16 protein-coding genes are annotated in these 16658 nt (G+C 73.6%); 5 read left to right on the top strand and 11 right to left on the bottom strand.

Annotated features, from left to right (window positions below):
* Positions 1–25: 25 nt before the first annotated feature.
* Complete coding sequence (gene xerD / locus ACFVXN_RS05450; protein ID WP_389228516.1) at positions 26–1033, bottom strand: site-specific tyrosine recombinase XerD; 1008 nt, start codon at positions 1031–1033, stop codon at positions 26–28.
* A 54-nt stretch (positions 1034–1087) separates the two neighbouring features.
* Positions 1088–1957 carry a heme o synthase gene (locus ACFVXN_RS05445; RefSeq protein WP_389228513.1) on the bottom strand — a complete coding sequence of 290 codons (870 nt, stop codon included), beginning with the start codon at positions 1955–1957 and terminating at the stop codon, positions 1088–1090.
* 413 nt (positions 1958–2370) lie between these two features.
* Here ACFVXN_RS05445 and tal point away from each other — a divergent pair, with 413 nt between their 5' ends.
* From tal to pgl, 4 genes are read left to right on the top strand one after another with little or no spacing between them, the layout of a single operon-like run.
* Entirely contained in the window at positions 2371–3489 is a 1119-nt protein-coding gene (gene tal, locus ACFVXN_RS05440) for a transaldolase (RefSeq protein WP_389228510.1), read from the top strand.
* Positions 3486–5027 (top strand): glucose-6-phosphate dehydrogenase, encoded by a 1542-nt coding sequence (gene zwf, locus ACFVXN_RS05435; protein WP_389228507.1) that lies wholly within the window; start codon positions 3486–3488, stop codon positions 5025–5027. Before tal ends, zwf begins: the two co-directional genes overlap by 4 nt.
* On the top strand, positions 5024–5941 hold the full coding sequence (locus ACFVXN_RS05430) for a glucose-6-phosphate dehydrogenase assembly protein OpcA (RefSeq protein WP_389228504.1): 918 nt from the start codon (positions 5024–5026) through the stop codon (positions 5939–5941). Before zwf ends, ACFVXN_RS05430 begins: the two co-directional genes overlap by 4 nt.
* Positions 5938–6708 carry a 6-phosphogluconolactonase gene (pgl, locus tag ACFVXN_RS05425; protein ID WP_389228501.1) on the top strand — a complete coding sequence of 257 codons (771 nt, stop codon included), beginning with the start codon at positions 5938–5940 and terminating at the stop codon, positions 6706–6708. The genes ACFVXN_RS05430 and pgl overlap by 4 nt, the downstream gene beginning before the upstream one ends.
* 153 nt (positions 6709–6861) lie before the next feature.
* Here pgl and ACFVXN_RS05420 read toward each other — a convergent pair whose 3' ends face one another.
* From ACFVXN_RS05420 to uvrC, 9 genes are all read right to left on the bottom strand, one after another.
* Positions 6862–7218, bottom strand: a complete 357-nt coding sequence (locus ACFVXN_RS05420; protein WP_389228498.1) for an RNA polymerase-binding protein RbpA — start codon at positions 7216–7218, stop codon at positions 6862–6864.
* 12 nt (positions 7219–7230) lie between these two features.
* On the bottom strand, positions 7231–7473 hold the full coding sequence (gene secG / locus ACFVXN_RS05415; RefSeq protein WP_389228495.1) for a preprotein translocase subunit SecG: 243 nt from the start codon (positions 7471–7473) through the stop codon (positions 7231–7233).
* A 208-nt stretch (positions 7474–7681) separates the two neighbouring features.
* On the bottom strand, positions 7682–8464 hold the full coding sequence (gene tpiA / locus ACFVXN_RS05410; protein ID WP_389228492.1) for a triose-phosphate isomerase: 783 nt from the start codon (positions 8462–8464) through the stop codon (positions 7682–7684).
* A 5-nt stretch (positions 8465–8469) separates the two neighbouring features.
* Entirely contained in the window at positions 8470–9660 is a 1191-nt protein-coding gene (locus ACFVXN_RS05405) for a phosphoglycerate kinase (protein ID WP_389228489.1), read from the bottom strand.
* Between the two features lie 136 nt (positions 9661–9796).
* Complete coding sequence (gene gap, locus ACFVXN_RS05400; RefSeq protein ID WP_389228486.1) at positions 9797–10801, bottom strand: type I glyceraldehyde-3-phosphate dehydrogenase; 1005 nt, start codon at positions 10799–10801, stop codon at positions 9797–9799.
* A gap of 224 nt (positions 10802–11025) precedes the next feature.
* A complete protein-coding gene (gene whiA, locus ACFVXN_RS05395) occupies positions 11026–12006 on the bottom strand; it encodes a DNA-binding protein WhiA (protein WP_389228483.1) in 981 nt (326 codons plus the stop codon).
* 51 nt (positions 12007–12057) lie between these two features.
* Positions 12058–13044 carry a uridine diphosphate-N-acetylglucosamine-binding protein YvcK gene (yvcK, locus tag ACFVXN_RS05390; RefSeq protein WP_389228480.1) on the bottom strand — a complete coding sequence of 329 codons (987 nt, stop codon included), beginning with the start codon at positions 13042–13044 and terminating at the stop codon, positions 12058–12060.
* The gene (rapZ, locus tag ACFVXN_RS05385) at positions 13041–13988 is read right to left on the bottom strand and encodes an RNase adapter RapZ (RefSeq protein WP_389228477.1); all 948 of its coding nucleotides are present in this window, start codon (positions 13986–13988) and stop codon (positions 13041–13043) included. The genes yvcK and rapZ overlap by 4 nt, the downstream gene beginning before the upstream one ends.
* Complete coding sequence (uvrC, locus tag ACFVXN_RS05380; protein ID WP_389228474.1) at positions 13985–16066, bottom strand: excinuclease ABC subunit UvrC; 2082 nt, start codon at positions 16064–16066, stop codon at positions 13985–13987. Before uvrC ends, rapZ begins: the two co-directional genes overlap by 4 nt.
* Positions 16067–16128: 62 nt before the next feature.
* Between uvrC and ACFVXN_RS05375 the strand changes: the two genes are divergently transcribed.
* The gene (locus tag ACFVXN_RS05375; RefSeq protein WP_389228471.1) at positions 16129–16653 is read left to right on the top strand and encodes an OsmC family protein; all 525 of its coding nucleotides are present in this window, start codon (positions 16129–16131) and stop codon (positions 16651–16653) included.
* The last annotated feature ends 5 nt before the right edge of the window (positions 16654–16658 follow it).

Here is a 16658-nt window from a genome sequence, read left to right as displayed (position 1 = left end):
ACAACTTACCGGAGCGGTCGGCCCGTCAGCCGCGTCCCGCGCCGGGCGCGGCGGTCCGGGACGGCGCCGGGCCCCGCGTCGACCGCCTGGCACGCGGGTGGCTGGTGGCGTAGACCTCCCGCAGGGTGTCCGGCGTCACCCTGGTGTAGATCTGCGTGGTGGTCACCGACGCGTGCCCCAGGAGCTCCTGGACGACGCGGACGTCGGCGCCGCCCGCGAGCAGGTGGGTCGCGAACGAGTGCCGCAGGGTGTGCGGGGACACGTGCTCGGCGCCCGGGAGCCCGGCCCGCTCCGCCGCCGTCCGCAGCACCGCCCACGCGCTCTGCCGCGACAGCCGCGCGCCGCGGGTGTTGAGGAACACCGCCGCGCCGCTCCCCTGCTGCCGGCCCGCGGCCGCCAGGGCCGGGCGCGCGCGCACGAGGTACGCCTCGACCGCCTCCACCGCGTACGCGCCGACCGGGACCACGCGCTCCTTGCTGCCCTTGCCGAACAGCCGCACGGCGGCCCGGCCCGGCGTCAGGTCGAGGTCGTCCACGTCGAGCCCGACGGCCTCCGAGATGCGCGCGCCCGTGGAGTACAGCAGCTCGAGCAGGGCACGGTCCCGCAGCGGCACCGGTCCGTCCCCGAGCGACGCGGCGTCGAGCAGGCGCTCCACCTCGTGGGTCGCGATCGCCTTCGGCAGCACCTGCGCCTGCTTCGGCGGCCGGACGCCGCGTGCGGGGTCGTCGCCGCTCAGGCCCTCGAGGACGCAGAACCGGTGCCAGCCCCGCACCGCGACCACCGCGCGCTTCGCGGACGACGCGGACAGCACCGCGCGGTCGTCGGACCCGGTCCGGACGGCGGTGAGGAAGTCCTCGACGTCCGCCTCGGCGACGTCGGCGACCCCGGTCCGCCCGGCCCGCTCGAGGTGCGCGACGTAGCGGGACAGGTCGCGGCGGTAGGCGGCCAGCGTGTTCTGGGACAGGCCGCGCTCGACCGTCAGGTGCGCGAGGTAGCCGTCGAGGGCGGAGCGCAGCGCGGGGGCCTCCGCCATCGGGTCGTCCTCCCTGCCTCGCCGGACCGGGCCGGCGCGCTCGGGGGCCGCCGGCTAGAGCGGGAGGAACACGTCGACCGCCACCGCGACCGACAGCAGCGACAGGTACGTGATCGACCCGTGGAACACCGACATCGCGCGCAGCTTGCCGCGGGACGGGTCCTGGGCGCGACGGTACAGCCCGATGCAGGACCACAGGAACCACACGCCCAGCGCGGTCGCCACGACCCCGTACACCCAGGTCATCGACGCGACGGGCCACAGCAGCAGCGAGCACGCGATCATCGCGAGCGTGTAGGCGATCATCTGGCGCGCGACCTTGGGGTCGGACTCGACCACCGGCAGCATCGGCACGCCCGCGGCGGCGTAGTCCTTGCGGAACTTCATCGACAGCGGCCAGTAGTGCGGCGGGGTCCAGAAGAAGATCACCCCGAACAGCAGCACCGCCGCCCAGGACACCCCGCCGGTCACCGCGGACCAGCCGATCAGCACCGGCATGCAGCCGGCCGCGCCGCCCCAGACGATGTTCTGCGGGGTGCGGCGCTTGAGGATCATCGTGTAGCCGATGACGTAGATGAGGATCGCCCCGCCGGTGAGCAGCGCCGACGGCACGTTCACCAGCAGCGCCAACCACAGCAGCGAGACGACGCCCAGCGCCAGCCCGAACACGAGCGCGGCGCGCGGGGTGATCTCCCCCGTGACCAGGGGCCGGCGCTTGGTCCGGTTCATCACCTGGTCGATGTCGCGGTCGATGTAGCAGTTGAGGACGTTCGCCGAGCCGGCCGCGGCGGCGCCGCCGACCAGCGTCGCGAGCACCAGGCCCACGGACGGGAACCCGCCGTGGGCGAGAATCATCGTCGGCAGCGTCGTCACGAGCAGCAGCTCGATCACGCGGGGCTTGGTCAGCGCCACGTAGGACAGCACGCGCTGCCGGACCGTGCGGCCCGCGGGGGCCGTAGACGGCGGCGTCGTGGGTCGGGAGGCGGCGCCGGCGGGAGCTGCAGGGCTCGTCGTGCGCACTCCGGTCCTCCGCCCCTCCTCGGACCGCGGGGCAGCAGGGCCCCGCGGATGATCCTGGCCATCGTACGGCCCCGCGGACGGTCGGTGCGGCCAGGAGCGCCCTGGGACCTCGGTCCCAGGGGTGTGACGTCCGTCGCCCCGGGGCCTGTCGGCCTGTGGACGACCGGCAGCACCCCCGGCTGCGGGTCTAGGCTCGAACAGCACGCTCGGCACCGCGGCACCACAGGTCCCGGGCGTGAGCGTCGCCCGGCCCCCCGACCGGGTACGCGTCCGTCGACGTCCCGGGCGATCGGGACGAGAAGTGAGGTGGCACGACGATGACTGAGGGCATCACGCCGCTCGACCAGGTGGCCGACGCGGGCGTCGCGGTCTGGTTGGACGACCTGTCGCGGGAGCGGCTCCGGACCGGCGGCCTGGCGGGCCTCGTGTCCGACCGGCGCGTGGTCGGCGTCACGACCAACCCGACCATCTTCGCGAGCGCGCTCGCGAAGGGCGACGCGTACGACGAGCAGCTGAAGCAGCTCGCCGCGCAGGGCACCGACGTGGACGGCGCGGTCTTCGCGATCACGACCGACGACGTCCGGGACGCCGCCGACGTGCTGCGGCCCGTCTACGACGCGACCGCGGGCCAGGACGGCCGGGTGTCGATCGAGGTCGACCCGCGCCTGGCGCACGACACCCAGGGCACCGTCGACTCGGCGCGCGCCCTGTGGTCGACCGTCGACCGCCCCAACGTCTTCATCAAGATCCCCGCGACCCTCGACGGGCTGCCGGCGATCACGCAGGTGCTCGCCGACGGCATCAGCGTGAACGTCACCCTGATCTTCTCCCTCGAGCGGTACCGCGCCGTGCTGGACGCGTTCGTCGAGGGCCTCGAGCAGGCCCGCGCGAACGGGCACGACCTGGCGGCCATCGCCTCGGTCGCGTCGTTCTTCGTGTCCCGGGTGGACGCGGCGATCGACCCGCGGCTCGACGACATCGGCACCCCCGAGGCCGCCGCGCTGCGCGGCAAGGCCGCCATCGCGAACGCCCGGCTCGCCTACGGCGTCTACGAGGAGGTCGTCGCGGGCGACCGCTGGCAGGCGCTCGCCGCCGCCGGCGCGCACCCGCAGCGCCCGCTGTGGGCGTCCACCGGCGTCAAGGACAAGGCCTACCCCGACACCCGCTACGTGGACGAGCTCGTCGTCGCCGGCGTCGTCAACACCATGCCCGAGGCCACGCTGCAGGCCGTCGCCGACCACGGCGACTTCCGCGGCGACACCGTCACCGGGACCCAGGCCGAGGCGCAGGCGGTCGTCGACGGCCTCGCCGCGCTCGGCATCCACATCGACGAGGTCACCGACGCGCTCGAGAGCGAGGGCGTCGACAAGTTCGAGAAGTCCTGGGCCGAGCTGCTCGACACCGTCCGCGACGGCCTGGCGCAGGTGACCGCGTGAGGCCCGCGAAGGTCACCGCCGAGCACAACCCGCTCCGGGACCCGCGCGACCGTCGCCTGCCCCGCATCGCGGGCCCCTCCGGCCTGGTGATCTTCGGCGTCACGGGCGACCTCGCCCGCAAGAAGCTCATGCCCGCGGTCTACGACCTCACCAACCGCGGCCTGCTGCCCCCCGGCTTCGCGCTCACCGGGTTCGCCCGGCGCGACTGGGAGGACCAGGACTTCGCGCAGATCGTGCACGACTCCGTCAAGGAGCACGCGCGCACCCCGTTCCGCGAGTCGACCTGGCGCCAGCTGTCCGAGGGCATCCGGTTCGTCCAGGGCTCGTTCGACGACGACGACGCGTTCGACCGCCTCCGCCAGACCGTCGAGGAGCTCGACGTCACCCGCGGCACCGGCGGCAACCACGCGTTCTACCTCTCGGTCCCGCCGAGCGCGTTCCCCGTCGTGTGCAAGCAGCTCGCTCGCTCCGGCCTCTCGGAGTCCGTCGAGGACGCCTGGCGGCGTGTGGTCATCGAGAAGCCGTTCGGCCACGACCTGAAGTCCGCGCAGGAGCTCAACGACGTCGTGTCGAGCGTGTTCCACCCGGACGACGTCTTCCGGATCGACCACTACCTCGGCAAGGAGACGGTGCAGAACCTGCTGGCGCTGCGGTTCGCCAACCAGCTGTTCGAGCCGATCTGGAACGCCAACTACGTCGACCACGTCCAGATCACGATGGCCGAGGACATCGGCGTCGGCGGTCGCGCCGGGTACTACGACGGCATCGGCGCGGCACGCGACGTCATCCAGAACCACCTCCTGCAGCTCCTCGCGCTCACGGCGATGGAGGAGCCCGTCACGTTCGACGCGCACGACCTGACGGCCGAGAAGATCAAGGTCCTCTCCGCCGTCCGCGTGCCGAAGGACATCGGCAAGCACACCGCGCGCGGGCAGTACGCCGCGGGCTGGCAGGGCGGGGAGAAGGTCGTCGGCTACCTCGACGAGGGCGGCTTCGACCCCAACTCCTCCACCGAGACGTTCGCCGCGATCCGCGTCGACGTCGACACCCGCCGCTGGGCCGGGGTGCCGTTCTACCTGCGCACCGGCAAGCGACTGGGGCGCCGCGTCACCGAGATCGCCGTCGTGTTCAAGAAGGCGCCGCACCTGCCCTTCGAGTCCACCGCCACCGAGGAGCTCGGCAAGAACGCGCTCGTCATCCGCGTGCAGCCCGACGAGGGCGTGACGCTGCGGTTCGGCGCCAAGGTCCCGGGCACCGCGATGGAGGTCCGCGACGTCACGATGGACTTCGGCTACGGCCACGCGTTCACCGAGTCGTCCCCCGAGGCCTACGAGCGCCTCATCCTCGACGTGCTGCTCGGCGACCCGCCGCTGTTCCCCCGGCACGAGGAGGTCGAGCTGTCCTGGAAGATCCTGGACCCGATCACCTCGTACTGGGCGAGCAAGGGCAAGCCCGAGCCGTACCGCGCCGGCACCTGGGGCCCCGAGTCGGCCGACCGCATGATGGAGCGCGACGGACGTAGCTGGAGGCGACCGTGATCATCGACCTGCCCAAGACCACCACCCGCGACATCAACAAGCGGCTGGTCGACGAGCGCGACGAGGGCGGTGCCGTCGCCCTCGGGCGCGTGCTGACGCTCATCATCGACGTCGGCGCGCACGACCCCGAGGCGGCGATCGACGCGGCCAACGACGCGAGCCGTGAGCACCCGTGCCGCGTCATCGTGCTGACCGAGAAGGGCCCGGGCAAGGAGTCCGAGCTCGACGCCCAGATCCGCCTCGGCGGCGACGCGGGCGCGAGCGAGGTCGTCATCCTGCACCCGTCCGAGGCGCAGGCCCGGCACCTGGACACGCTCGTGCTCCCGCTGCTGCTGCCCGACGCCCCGATCGTCGCCTGGTGGCCGTACGACGCGCCGGACGACCCGTCGCAGCACCCGATCGGCCAGCTCGCCCGCCGCCGGATCACCGACAGCACCGAGTGCTCGCGCCCGTCCGACACCCTGCGCCGGCTCGCCCAGGGGTACGCGGACGGCGACACCGACCTGGCGTGGACCCGCACGACCCTGTGGCGCGGCCTCATCGCCGCGACCCTGGACCAGCCGCCGTTCGAGCCCGTGCAGCGCGCGGTCGTCTCGGGCGAGAGCACCCACCCCTCGGTCGACCTCATGGCCGCGTGGCTCGCGTACGCGCTCAACTGCCCGGTGGAGATCGAGCGACAGGCCGACGCCCCCGCGATCACCCAGGTGCGCCTCGAGCGGAAGTCCGGCCCGATCGTGCTCGACCGGCCCGACGGCAAGACCGCCGCTCTGCGCCAGCCCGACCAGCCCGAGCACCGGATCGCGCTGCCGATCCGCCAGCTGCGCGAGTGCCTCGCCGAGGAGCTCCGCCGCCTGGACGCCGACGAGGTCTACGGCGAGGTCCTGCGCAAGGGCATGACGAAGGTCGGCGCATGACGGCCGCCCTCCGGACCGTGCTCGTCCACCCCGACGCGACCGTCCTCGCCGAGGCCACCGCCGCGCGGCTCCTCACCCGGCTGGTCGACGTGCAGTCGGCCGCCGCCCCGGTGCACGTCGTGCTCACCGGCGGCACGGTGGGCATCCGGACCCTCGCCGCCGTCGCGGCCAGCCCGGCGCGGGACGCCGTGGACTGGTCGGGCGTGCACCTGTGGTGGGGCGACGAGCGGTTCCTCGCCGACGGCGACCCCGACCGGAACGAGACGCAGGCGCGCGACGCGCTGATCTCCGCCCTCGGCGACGCGCTCCCCGGGGCCAACGTGCACCCGATGCGCGCCCTCGACGAGGCGGCCGGCATCGCCACGCCCGAGGACTCGGCCGCCGCCTACGCCGCCGAGCTCGCCGCGTTCGCCCCCGAGGGGTCCGACGTGCCGGCCTTCGACGTGCTCATGCTCGGCATGGGCCCGGACGGGCACGTCGCGTCCCTGTTCCCGGGGCACGAGGCCGTCGGCACGACCGGCGTCCCCACGGTCGGGGTGCACGGCTCCCCCAAGCCGCCGCCGCTGCGGGTCTCGCTCACGTTCGAGGCCATCCACGCCGCGCAGGAGGTCTGGGTCGTGGCCGCGGGCGCGGAGAAGGCCGGCGCGGTGGCGTCCGCGCTCTCCGACGCCCCGGTCGAGCAGACCCCCGCCGCGGGGGCACGCGGCACCCGCGCGACGCTGTGGCTCGTCGACGCGGCCGCGGTGGCCGAGGTCGGCGCGGCCTGACCTGCGCCGCGCACCGCATCACGCACGACCCCGGGGGCCCGGCAGCACCCGCTGCCGGGCCCCCGTCCCGCTCGACCGACGCGCAGGCACGCGCAAGGCCCCGCAGCGACGTGCTGCGGGGCCTTGCGACGACGTGGGTCGGAACGGGACGCCTCAGCGCACCCCGCCGCCGCGACGCGCACGGAGCGACGCCAGGGCCTCGTCGAGGATGGCCTGCCCGTCCTCGGTGGAGCGGCGCTCCTTCACGTAGGCCAGGTGCGTCTTGTAGGGCTCGTTGCGGACCGGGGACGGCGGGTTCGCCTCGTCCTGGCCCGCGGGGTACCCGCAGCGCGGGCAGTCCCAGGTCTCGGGGGCCTCGAGGGCCGCCTCCTCGGCGAAGCTCGGCCGGGTCTCGTGGCCGTTCGCGCACCAGTACGAGATCCAGATTCGCGGGGCGGCGTCGCCGCGCTCGGCCTCGCCCATGGGGCCCGCGCCGACGCGCGAACCCCGGATCGCACTTCCGCTCGCCATGCTGGTCGCTCCTCAGCTCACGCGCTCGACGAGGCCGAGCAGCACGATGACGATCGCCCAGACCAGGCTCACGCCGATGGTGATCCGGTTCAGGTTGCGCTCGGCGACACCCGAGCTGCCGGCGCTGCTGGTGATGCCACCGCCGAACATGTCCGAGAGACCGCCGCCCTTGCCCTTGTGCAGCAGGACGAGCGGGATGAGCAGCAGGCTCGCGCCGACCAGGACGACCTGGAGGGCGATGGTGAGGGCGGTCACGGCGTGTCTGACTCTCTCGGTTCGCGGACCCGGCCCTGACCGGGACGGGGTGTGACGGGGTGGAGCGGGCGGTGCGGGGTCCAGGGTAGGCGACGCGACGCGCCGGAATCCAGCACGACAGGCCGGTCGTCGGCCCCACCACCGGGTCGGACGGGGTGCGCACGGTCGCGAGGAACGCGCGCACCCCGTCCGAGGTGAGCCGGTGGCGTCAGGCGCCGGCGCGGAAGAGCGCGATCTTCGCGAACTCCTCGGCGTCGAGCGACGCGCCGCCGACGAGGGCGCCGTCGACATCGGCCTTCCCGATGATCTGCGCGGCGTTGCCGGACTTCACCGAACCGCCGTAGAGCACGCGGACGGCCTCGGCGACCTCGGTCGAGTACAGCTCGGCGAGCTTGCCGCGGATGGCCTCGCAGACCTCCTGGGCGTCCTCGGGGGTGGCGACCTCGCCGGTGCCGATGGCCCAGACGGGCTCGTAGGCCACGACGACGGACTTCGCCTGCTCGGCGGTGACGCCGGCGAGCGAGCCCTCGAGCTGGGTGAGCGTGTACGCGACGTGCTCGCCGGCCTTGCGGACCTCGAGGCCCTCGCCGACGCACACGATCGGGACGATGCCCGCACCGAAGGCCGCGACGGCCTTGGCGGCCACGACCGCGTCGGACTCGCCGTGGTACTCACGACGCTCCGAGTGGCCGACGGCGACGTAGGTGACGCCGAGCTTGGCGAGCTGCGCGGCCGAGACCTCGCCGGTGTAGGCGCCGGACGCGTGCCGCGACACGTCCTGGGCGCCGTAGCCGATCGCCAGCTTGTCCGCGTCGACCAGGGTCTGCACGGAGCGGATGTTGGTGAAGGACGGCAGGACGACGACCTCGACGTCCGAGAAGTCGTGCTTGGCGTCCTTCAGGGTCCACGCGAGCTTCTGGAGCAGGTGCACGGCCTCGTGGTGGTCGAGGTTGAGCTTCCAGTTGCCCGCGATCAGGGGGGTGCGTGCCATGTGGATCAGGCCTCCAGGACCGCGATGCCGGGGAGGGTCTTGCCCTCGAGGAGCTCCAGCGACGCGCCGCCGCCGGTCGAGATGTGGCCGAAGCCGGCCTCGTCGAAGCCGAGGCGACGCACGGCCGCGGCCGAGTCGCCGCCGCCGACGATGGAGAAGCCGTCGGTGTCGACGAGCGCCTGCGCGACGGCCTTGGTGCCGGCCGCGAACGCGTCGAACTCGAAGACGCCCATCGGGCCGTTCCAGGCGATGGTCTTCGCACCGAGGATGGCCTCGCGGAACAGCTCGCCCGACTTCGGGCCGATGTCGAGGCCCATCTTGCCGGCCGGGATCTTGTCCGCGTCGACGGTCTCGTGCGGGGCGTCGGCGGCGAAGCCGTCCGCCGCGACGACGTCGACGGGCAGGACGATCTCGACGCCCGACTCCTGCGCCTGCGCGAGGTAGCCCTTGACGGTCTCGACCTGGTCCTGCTCGAGGAGCGAGGCGCCCACCTCGTGGCCCTGGGCCTTGAGGAAGGTGAACATCATGCCGCCGCCGATGAGCAGCTTGTCGGCCTTGGTCAGCAGGTTCGCGATGACGCCGAGCTTGTCGGAGACCTTCGAGCCGCCGAGCACGACCACGTACGGGCGCTCCGGGTCCTCGACGGCCTTGCGCAGCGCCTCGACCTCGGCGAGCACGAGCGTGCCGGCCGCGTGCGGCAGGCGCAGCGCGACGTCGTAGACCGACGCCTGCTTGCGGTGCACGACGCCGAAGCCGTCGGACACGAACGCGTCGGCGAGCTGGGCCAGCTCGTCCGCGAGCTCGCCGCGCACGGCGTCGTCCTTGGACGTCTCGCGGGCGTCGAACCGGATGTTCTCGAGCAGGGCGATCTGGCCGTCCTCGAGGGCGGCGACGGTGGCCTTGGCGGAGTCGCCGACCACGTCCTGCGCGAGCGTGACGTCCTGGCCGAGCAGCTCGCCCAGGCGGGCGGCGACGGGGGCCAGGCTGTACTTCGCGTCCGGCTCGCCCTTGGGGCGGCCGAGGTGCGCGGTCACGACGACGCGGGCGCCGGCGCCGAGCAGGCGCTGCAGCGTCGGCAGGGCGGCGCGGATGCGGCCGTCGTCGGTGATGGTCGTGCCGTCGAGCGGCACGTTGAAGTCGGAACGGACCAGCACGCGCTTGCCGCGCAGGTCGCCGAGGTCCTCGATGGTCTTCATGCTCTCCTACTTCGCTTCCGTGCCGCCGACGTCGCCGACGACCCTGGCTCCTACATGGCAGCGTCCGCGGACGCCGGGGTCGTGAGCCGACCCCGGCGTGCGCGGACGCATGACCGTCGCTACGGACGGACGAGTGTCAGAGACGCTCGCCGACGTAGCTGGTGAGGGCGACGAGGGAGTTGGAGTAGCCCCACTCGTTGTCGTACCAGGACACGACCTTGACCAGGTCGCCCGACACCTTGGTGAGCTTGGCGTCGAAGATGCTCTGGTGCGGGTCGGTGACGATGTCGCTGGAGACGATCTCGTCCTCGACGTAGGACAGGATGCCCTTGAGGGGACCCTCCGCAGCGGCCTTGACCGCGGCGTTGACCTCGTCGACCGTGACCTCGCGCGAGGCGGTGAAGGTCAGGTCGGTGGCGGAGCCGGTGATGGTCGGCACGCGCATCGCGAAGCCGTCCAGCTTGCCCTTGAGCTCCGGCAGCACGAGCGCCACGGCCTTGGCCGCACCGGTCGAGGTCGGGACGATGTTCTGCGCGGCGGCGCGGGCGCGGCGGAGGTCCTTGTGGGGGCCGTCCTGCAGGTTCTGGTCGCCGGTGTAGGCGTGGATCGTGGTCATGAGACCACGCTCGATGCCGATCGCGTCGTTGAGCGCCTTGGCCATCGGGGCCAGGCAGTTCGTGGTGCAGGACGCGTTGGAGATGATGTGCTGCGTCGCGGCGTCGTAGTCGGTGTGGTTCACACCCATGACGAAGGTCGCGTCCTCGTTCTTCGCCGGGGCGGAGATGATGACCTTCTTGGCGCCGGCGGCGATGTGCGCCTTGGCCTTCTCGGCGTCGGTGAAGAAGCCGGTCGACTCGATGACGATGTCGGCGCCGAGCTCGGCCCAGGGGAGGTTCGCCGGGTCGCGCTCCGCGAGGGCGCGGATGTTCTTGCCGTCGACGATGATGTTGTCGTCGTCGAAGCCGACGCTCAGCGGGAAGCGGCCCAGCACGGTGTCGTACTTGAGCAGGTGCGCGAGCGTCTTGTTGTCCGTCAGGTCGTTGACGCCGACGATCTCGATGTCGGCGCCCGACGCCACGATGGCCCGGTAGAAGTTGCGCCCGATGCGGCCGAAGCCGTTGATGCCGACCTTGATGGTCACTTGCCCTCCTCGGCACGCGCCGGCAGGGCCGGCACACACTGTTGCGGTGATGGACTGCGCACGCCGCTGTGCGCTCCCGGAAACCCTGCGGTCACACGAACTTGACTCACCTGAGGTCTCCGGATGGCCTCCAGCCTATACCCGAGCGGGCACCGGTGCAGGGACCTAGGTCTGGCCGCGGACCGGGCGCCGCGTGGTGCGCGGACGCGACCGGCCCGGCGCGGCTAGAGGTCGAGCAGGTCGGGGCTGAGGCCCGACTCCGTGTCAGGGATGCCGAGGTCCTGGGCGTGCTTGTCCGCGGTGGCGAGCAGGCGGCGGATCCGACCGGCGACCGCGTCCTTGGTCAGCGGCGGGTCGGCCAGCTTGCCGAGCTCCTCCAGCGACGCCTCCTTGTGCGCGAGCCGCAGCTCGCCGGCCTCGCGCAGGTGCTCCGGGAGCTCCGCGCCGAGGATCTCGAACGCGCGCTCGACCCGCGCCCCCGCCGCGACCGCCGCGCGGGCGGACCGACGCAGGTTGGCGTCGTCGAAGTTGGCCAGCCGGTTCGCGGTGCCCCGGACCTCGCGCCGGACGCGGCGCTCCTCCCAGACCAGCAGCGTGTCGTGGGCGCCGAGCCGCGCGAGCATCGCGGCGATCGCGTCGCCGTCGCGGATCACGACGCGGTCGATGCCGCGCACCTCGCGGGCCTTCGCCGAGATCTGCAGGCGACGCGCGGCGCCGACCAGGGCCAACGCGGCCTCGGGCCCGGGGCAGGTGACCTCGAGCGCCGACGACCGGCCCGGCTCGGTGAGCGAGCCGTGCGCGAGGAACGCCCCGCGCCACGCCGCCTCGGCCTCCTGGGCGCCGGCGGCGACGATCTGCGGGGGCAGCCCGCGGACCGGCCGGCCGCGGTTGTCCAGCAGGCCCGTCTGGCGCGCGAGCGACTCGCCGTCCTTGACCACCCGCACGACGTAGCGGTTGCCGCGACGCAGCCCGCCGCCGGAGACGACGATCACCTCGGACTGGTGCCCGTACACCTCGGCGATGGCGGTGCGCAGCCGCCGGGCGGCGGCGCCGGTGTCCAGCTCGGCCTCGATGACGATGCGACCCGAGATGATGTGCAGCCCGCCCGCGAACCGGAGCGTGGCCGACACCTCGGCCTTCCGGCACGACGTCTTGTCGACCTGGAGCCGCGCAAGCTCGTCCTTCACCTGTGCCGTCAGAGCCATGCCGTCATCCTGCCATCCTCCGGGGGCGCCCGGACCCGCCTCCGCGCTCCGTCACCGCGCGCTCCCCCGGCCGGTCGGCGGCTCGACGTCACCCAGGTGCCCCTCGACGACGTCGCTGATCGCGGCGGCGAGCCGCAGGGCGTCGTGGCGCGGGGTGCCGTCGCCGCGGCGCACCTGGCGCAGCAGCAGGTGACCGCCGGCGGCGCGGGTCCGGGCCTCGAGCTCGTCGACGTCGTCCACGGAGCCCGGGTCGGCGATCACGGCGTCCACCCGCAGGTCGGGCGCGTGCTGCCGGAGCGCGTCCAGGTGCTCGCACGGGCCCATGCCCGCGGTCTCGGCGTCCGCGTCGAGGTTGAGCACGAGGATCCGCCGGGCGGCGGTCCGGTGCAGCGCCGCCGCGAGGTCGGGCACCAGCAGGTGCGGGATCACGGAGGTGTACCAGGAGCCGGGACCGAGGACGACCCAGTCCGCGGCCTCGACCGCGGCGACCGACTCGGGCAGCGCCGGCGGGCGCTCGGGCACCAGCCGGACGGCGACGATCCGGTCGCGCGCCACGGCCACCTGGCTCTGACCGCGCACGACGCCGGTGGACCCGTCGGCGCGCACGACGTCGGCCTCGATGGCCAGCGGGACCGCCGCCATCGGCAGCACCCGACCCCGGGCGCCGAGCAGCCGGCCCACCCAGTCTAGGCCGTCGACGGTGTCGCCCAGCAGCTCCCACAGCGCGACGATCAGCAGGTTGCCCACGGCGTGCTGGTCGAGGTCGCCGGCCGAGGTGAACCGGTGCTGCAGCACGTCCCGCCAGGTCCGGCCCCAGTCGGAGTCGTCGCAGAGCGCGGACAGGGCCATCCGCAGGTCGCCCGGCGGCAGCACGCCCAGCTCGTCGCGCAGCCGGCCCGAGGAGCCGCCGTCGTCCGCGACCGTCACCACGGCGGTCAGCCGGTCGGTGACGCGCCGGAGCGCGGCCAGGGTCCCGGACAGGCCGTGGCCCCCGCCGAGGGCGACGAACGCGGGCCGGTGGTCGCCCGTCCCGGTCATTCCTTGCCGAGGTCCCGGGCCGCGACGGTGACGCGCTGGCCACGGGCGCGCAGCCGCTCGGCGATCGCCTCGCTGATCGCGACGGACCGGTGCTTGCCGCCGGTGCAGCCCACCGCGACGGTCACGTAGCGCTTCTCCTCCGCGAGGTAGCCCGCGAGGACCGGCTCCAGGGCGTCCACGTACCGGTCGACGAACTCCAGCGCGCCGGGCAGCCCGAGCACGTAGTCGCGCACGGGCGCGTCCCGGCCGGACATGTGCCGCAGCTCGGTGATCCAGTACGGGTTCGCGAGGAACCGGACGTCGACGACGTGGTCCGCGTCGAGCGGGATGCCGTACTTGAAGCCGAACGAGATGACGTTGACCCGCAGCACGTCCTCCTGCTCGGAGGTGGACACCGCGGCCCGGACGATCCGCCCGAGCTCGTGCACGTTCGTCTCCGAGGAGTCGATCAGCACGTCGGCGCGCTCCCGGATGTCCGACAGCAGCGCGCGCTCGGCGGAGATGCCGTCGAGGATCCGCCCCTCGCCCTGCAGCGGGTGCGGGCGCCGGACCTGCTCGTAGCGGCGGACCAGGACCTCGTCGGAGGCGTCGAGGAACAGGATCCGGTAGTCGACGCCGGACTCGCGCAGCTGGGCCAGCACCGCCAGCAGGTCCGCGAAGAACTCCCGACCGCGCACGTCGACGACCGCGGCGATCCGCAGGTCCGCGCTGGGCGGGCCGCCGTGGGTGAGCATGCCGACGAGGTGCGTGAGCATCTGCGCGGGCAGGTTGTCGACGACGTACCAGCCCATGTCCTCGAGCACGGCACCCGCGCGGGTGCGGCCCGCCCCGGACATGCCGGTGATGATCAGGACGTGGGGCTGCTGGAGGTGGGGCGCCTCGGTGGCCGCCTCGATCGCCGGGATGCCCTGGGGGACCGTGATCGGCGAGATCTCGTCGCTCATGACCCCAGCATGCCAGCCGGACCGGCACCCGGCGTGACCGGCGCGGGCGCGGCCCCCGCCGGCGCGGCCGACTCCCCCGCCGGCGCGGCCGACTCCCCGGCCAGCGCGGCGACGACGGCCGCGGCGGTCCGCTCGCCCATCCCGGGCACCGACGCGATCTCCTCGACCGTGGCGGCCCGGAGCCGCTTCACCGAGCCGAAGTGCTTGAGCAGGGCAGCCGACCGCGCGGGTCCGAGCCCGGGCACCCCGTCGAGCACGGAGACCGTCATGCCCTTGCTGCGCTGCTTGCGGTGGGCGGTGATCGCGAACCGGTGCGCCTCGTCGCGGACGCGCTGGAGCAGGTACAGGCCCTCGGAGGAGCGCTGCAGGATCACCGGGTAGTCCTCCCCCGGCAGCCACACCTCCTCGAGGCGCTTGGCCAGGCCGCAGAGCGCGACGTCGTCGATCCCGAGCTCGGCGAGCGCGGCCGCGGCGGCGGCGACCTGCGGGGGTCCGCCGTCGACCACGACCAGGTTCGGCGGGTAGGCGAACCGCTGCGGCTTGCCGGTGGTCTCGTCGACCGGCCCGGACCGCACGGGACCGGCGTCGGTGTCGGCCAGCGCCGCGGCGACCTGGTCCTCGCCGAGGCCGATCTCGAGGTCCCCGGCCTGCTCGCGCTCCGCGAGGTAGCGGCGGAACCGGCGGGTGATGACCTCGTGCATCGCCGCGGTGTCGTCGCGCGCACCCGTGCCCTCGGGCCCGCGGATGCTGAACCGGCGGTACTCGCTCTTGCGGGCCAGCCCGTCCTCGAACACGACCATCGACGCGACCTGGAAGGTGCCCTGGTTGTGCGAGACGTCGTAGCACTCGATGCGCAGCGGCGCGGTCTCGAGGCCCAGGGCCTCCTGGATCTCCTGGAGCGCCAGGCTGCGGGTGGTGAGGTCGCCGGCCCGGCGGGTGCGGTGCAGGACCAGGGCGTGCTCGGCGTTCTTCAGCACCGTCGCGGCGAGCTCGTGCTTCTCGCCACGCTGCGGGACCCGGACCTGCACGCGGCTGCCGCGCAGCCCCGTCAGCCAGGTCTGCACCTGGTCGACGTCGGGCGGCAGCACCGGCACCAGCACCTCGCGGGGCACGGACCCGGCGGTCGCGCCGTCGCCCGCGGGCGCGTCGCCGTAGACCTGCTGGAGCAGGTGCTGGACGAGCTCGGCGTCGGTGACGTCCTCGACCTTCTCGACCACCCAGCCGCGCTGGCCGCGGATCCGGCCGTCGCGGACGTGGAACACCTGGACCGCGGCCTCCAGCTCGTCGCCGGCCAGCGCGAAGATGTCCGCGTCGGTGCCGTCGGACAGCACGACGGCGTTCTTCTCGGTGGCGCGCTGGAGCGCGGCGATGTCGTCGCGGAGCCGGGCGGCGCGCTCGAAGTCGAGGTCGGCCGCGGCCTCCTTCATCCGGGCGGTGAGCCGCTTGGTGAACCGCGCGGTGTCCCCCGCCATGAAGTCGCAGAACTCCTCGGCGAGGACGTGGTGGTCCTCCTCCGAGATCTTCCCGGTGCACGGCGCGGAGCACTTGTCGATGTACCCGAGCAGGCACGGGCGGCCCTGCTGCCGCGCGCGCTTGAACACGCCCGCCGAGCAGGTCCGGACCGGGAACACCCGCAGCAGCAGGTCGACGGTCTCGCGGATCGCCCACGCGTGCGCGTACGGGCCGAAGTACCGGGTGCCGGGCCGCTTGGCGCCGCGCATCACCTGGACGCGCGGCACCTTGTCCGCCAGCGTCACCGCGAGGTACGGGTACGACTTGTCGTCGCGGTACTTGACGTTGAACCGGGGGTCGAACTCCTTGATCCAGGAGTACTCGAGGGACAGCGCCTCGACCTCGGTGCCCACGACGGTCCACTGCACGGACGCGGCCGTGGTGACCATCTGGTGGGTGCGCGGGTGCAGCCCGCCGACGTCCTGGAAGTACGAGCTGAGGCGCTGGCGCAGGCTCTTGGCCTTGCCGACGTAGATGACCCGGCCGTGCTCGTCGCGGAACCGGTACACGCCGGGCTGGTCCGGGATCTCCCCCGGCGCCGGGCGGTAGGTCGCGGGGTCAGCCATGCGCACCACCGTAGTTCGGGCCCGCCGCCCCGACGCGCGCGGGACGTCGGTACCGTGGGCCGATGGGACTCCTGCACCAGTACGCCGCCGACGTCGTCTGGACCGGGGCCGGCGACTCCGGCACCACGGGGTACGCGACGTACGGGCGCGACCACGAGATCCGCGTGGCCGGGAAGCCGACGGTCCTCGGGTCCGCGGACCCGGCGTTCCGCGGCGACCCGACGCGGCACAACCCCGAGGAGCTGCTCGTCGCGTCGCTGTCCGAGTGCCACATGCTCTGGTTCCTCCACTTCGCCGCCACGTCGGGCGTCGTCGTCGTCGGCTACGCCGACCGGGCCACCGGGACCATGCGGGTCGAGGCGGCGGGGCACGGGCAGTTCACCGAGGTGATCCTGCGACCCGCGGTGACGGTGCGGGCCGGGGCGTCCGTCCCGGGGGCACCGGGCGGAGCCGGGCTGGACGCCCAGCTCGCGGACCTGCACCGCCGGGCGCACGAGCACTGCTTCATCGCGCGGTCGGTGACGTTCCCGGTGCTGACCGAGCCGGCGCCCGCGGTCCTGGAGACCGCGGGCGCCGACCCGGCCTGACGCCG

This window comes from Cellulomonas sp. NPDC058312, from assembly GCF_042880135.1.
Lineage (GTDB): Bacteria > Actinomycetota > Actinomycetes > Actinomycetales > Cellulomonadaceae > Cellulomonas.
This window is presented reverse-complemented; position numbering and strand designations above follow the sequence as displayed.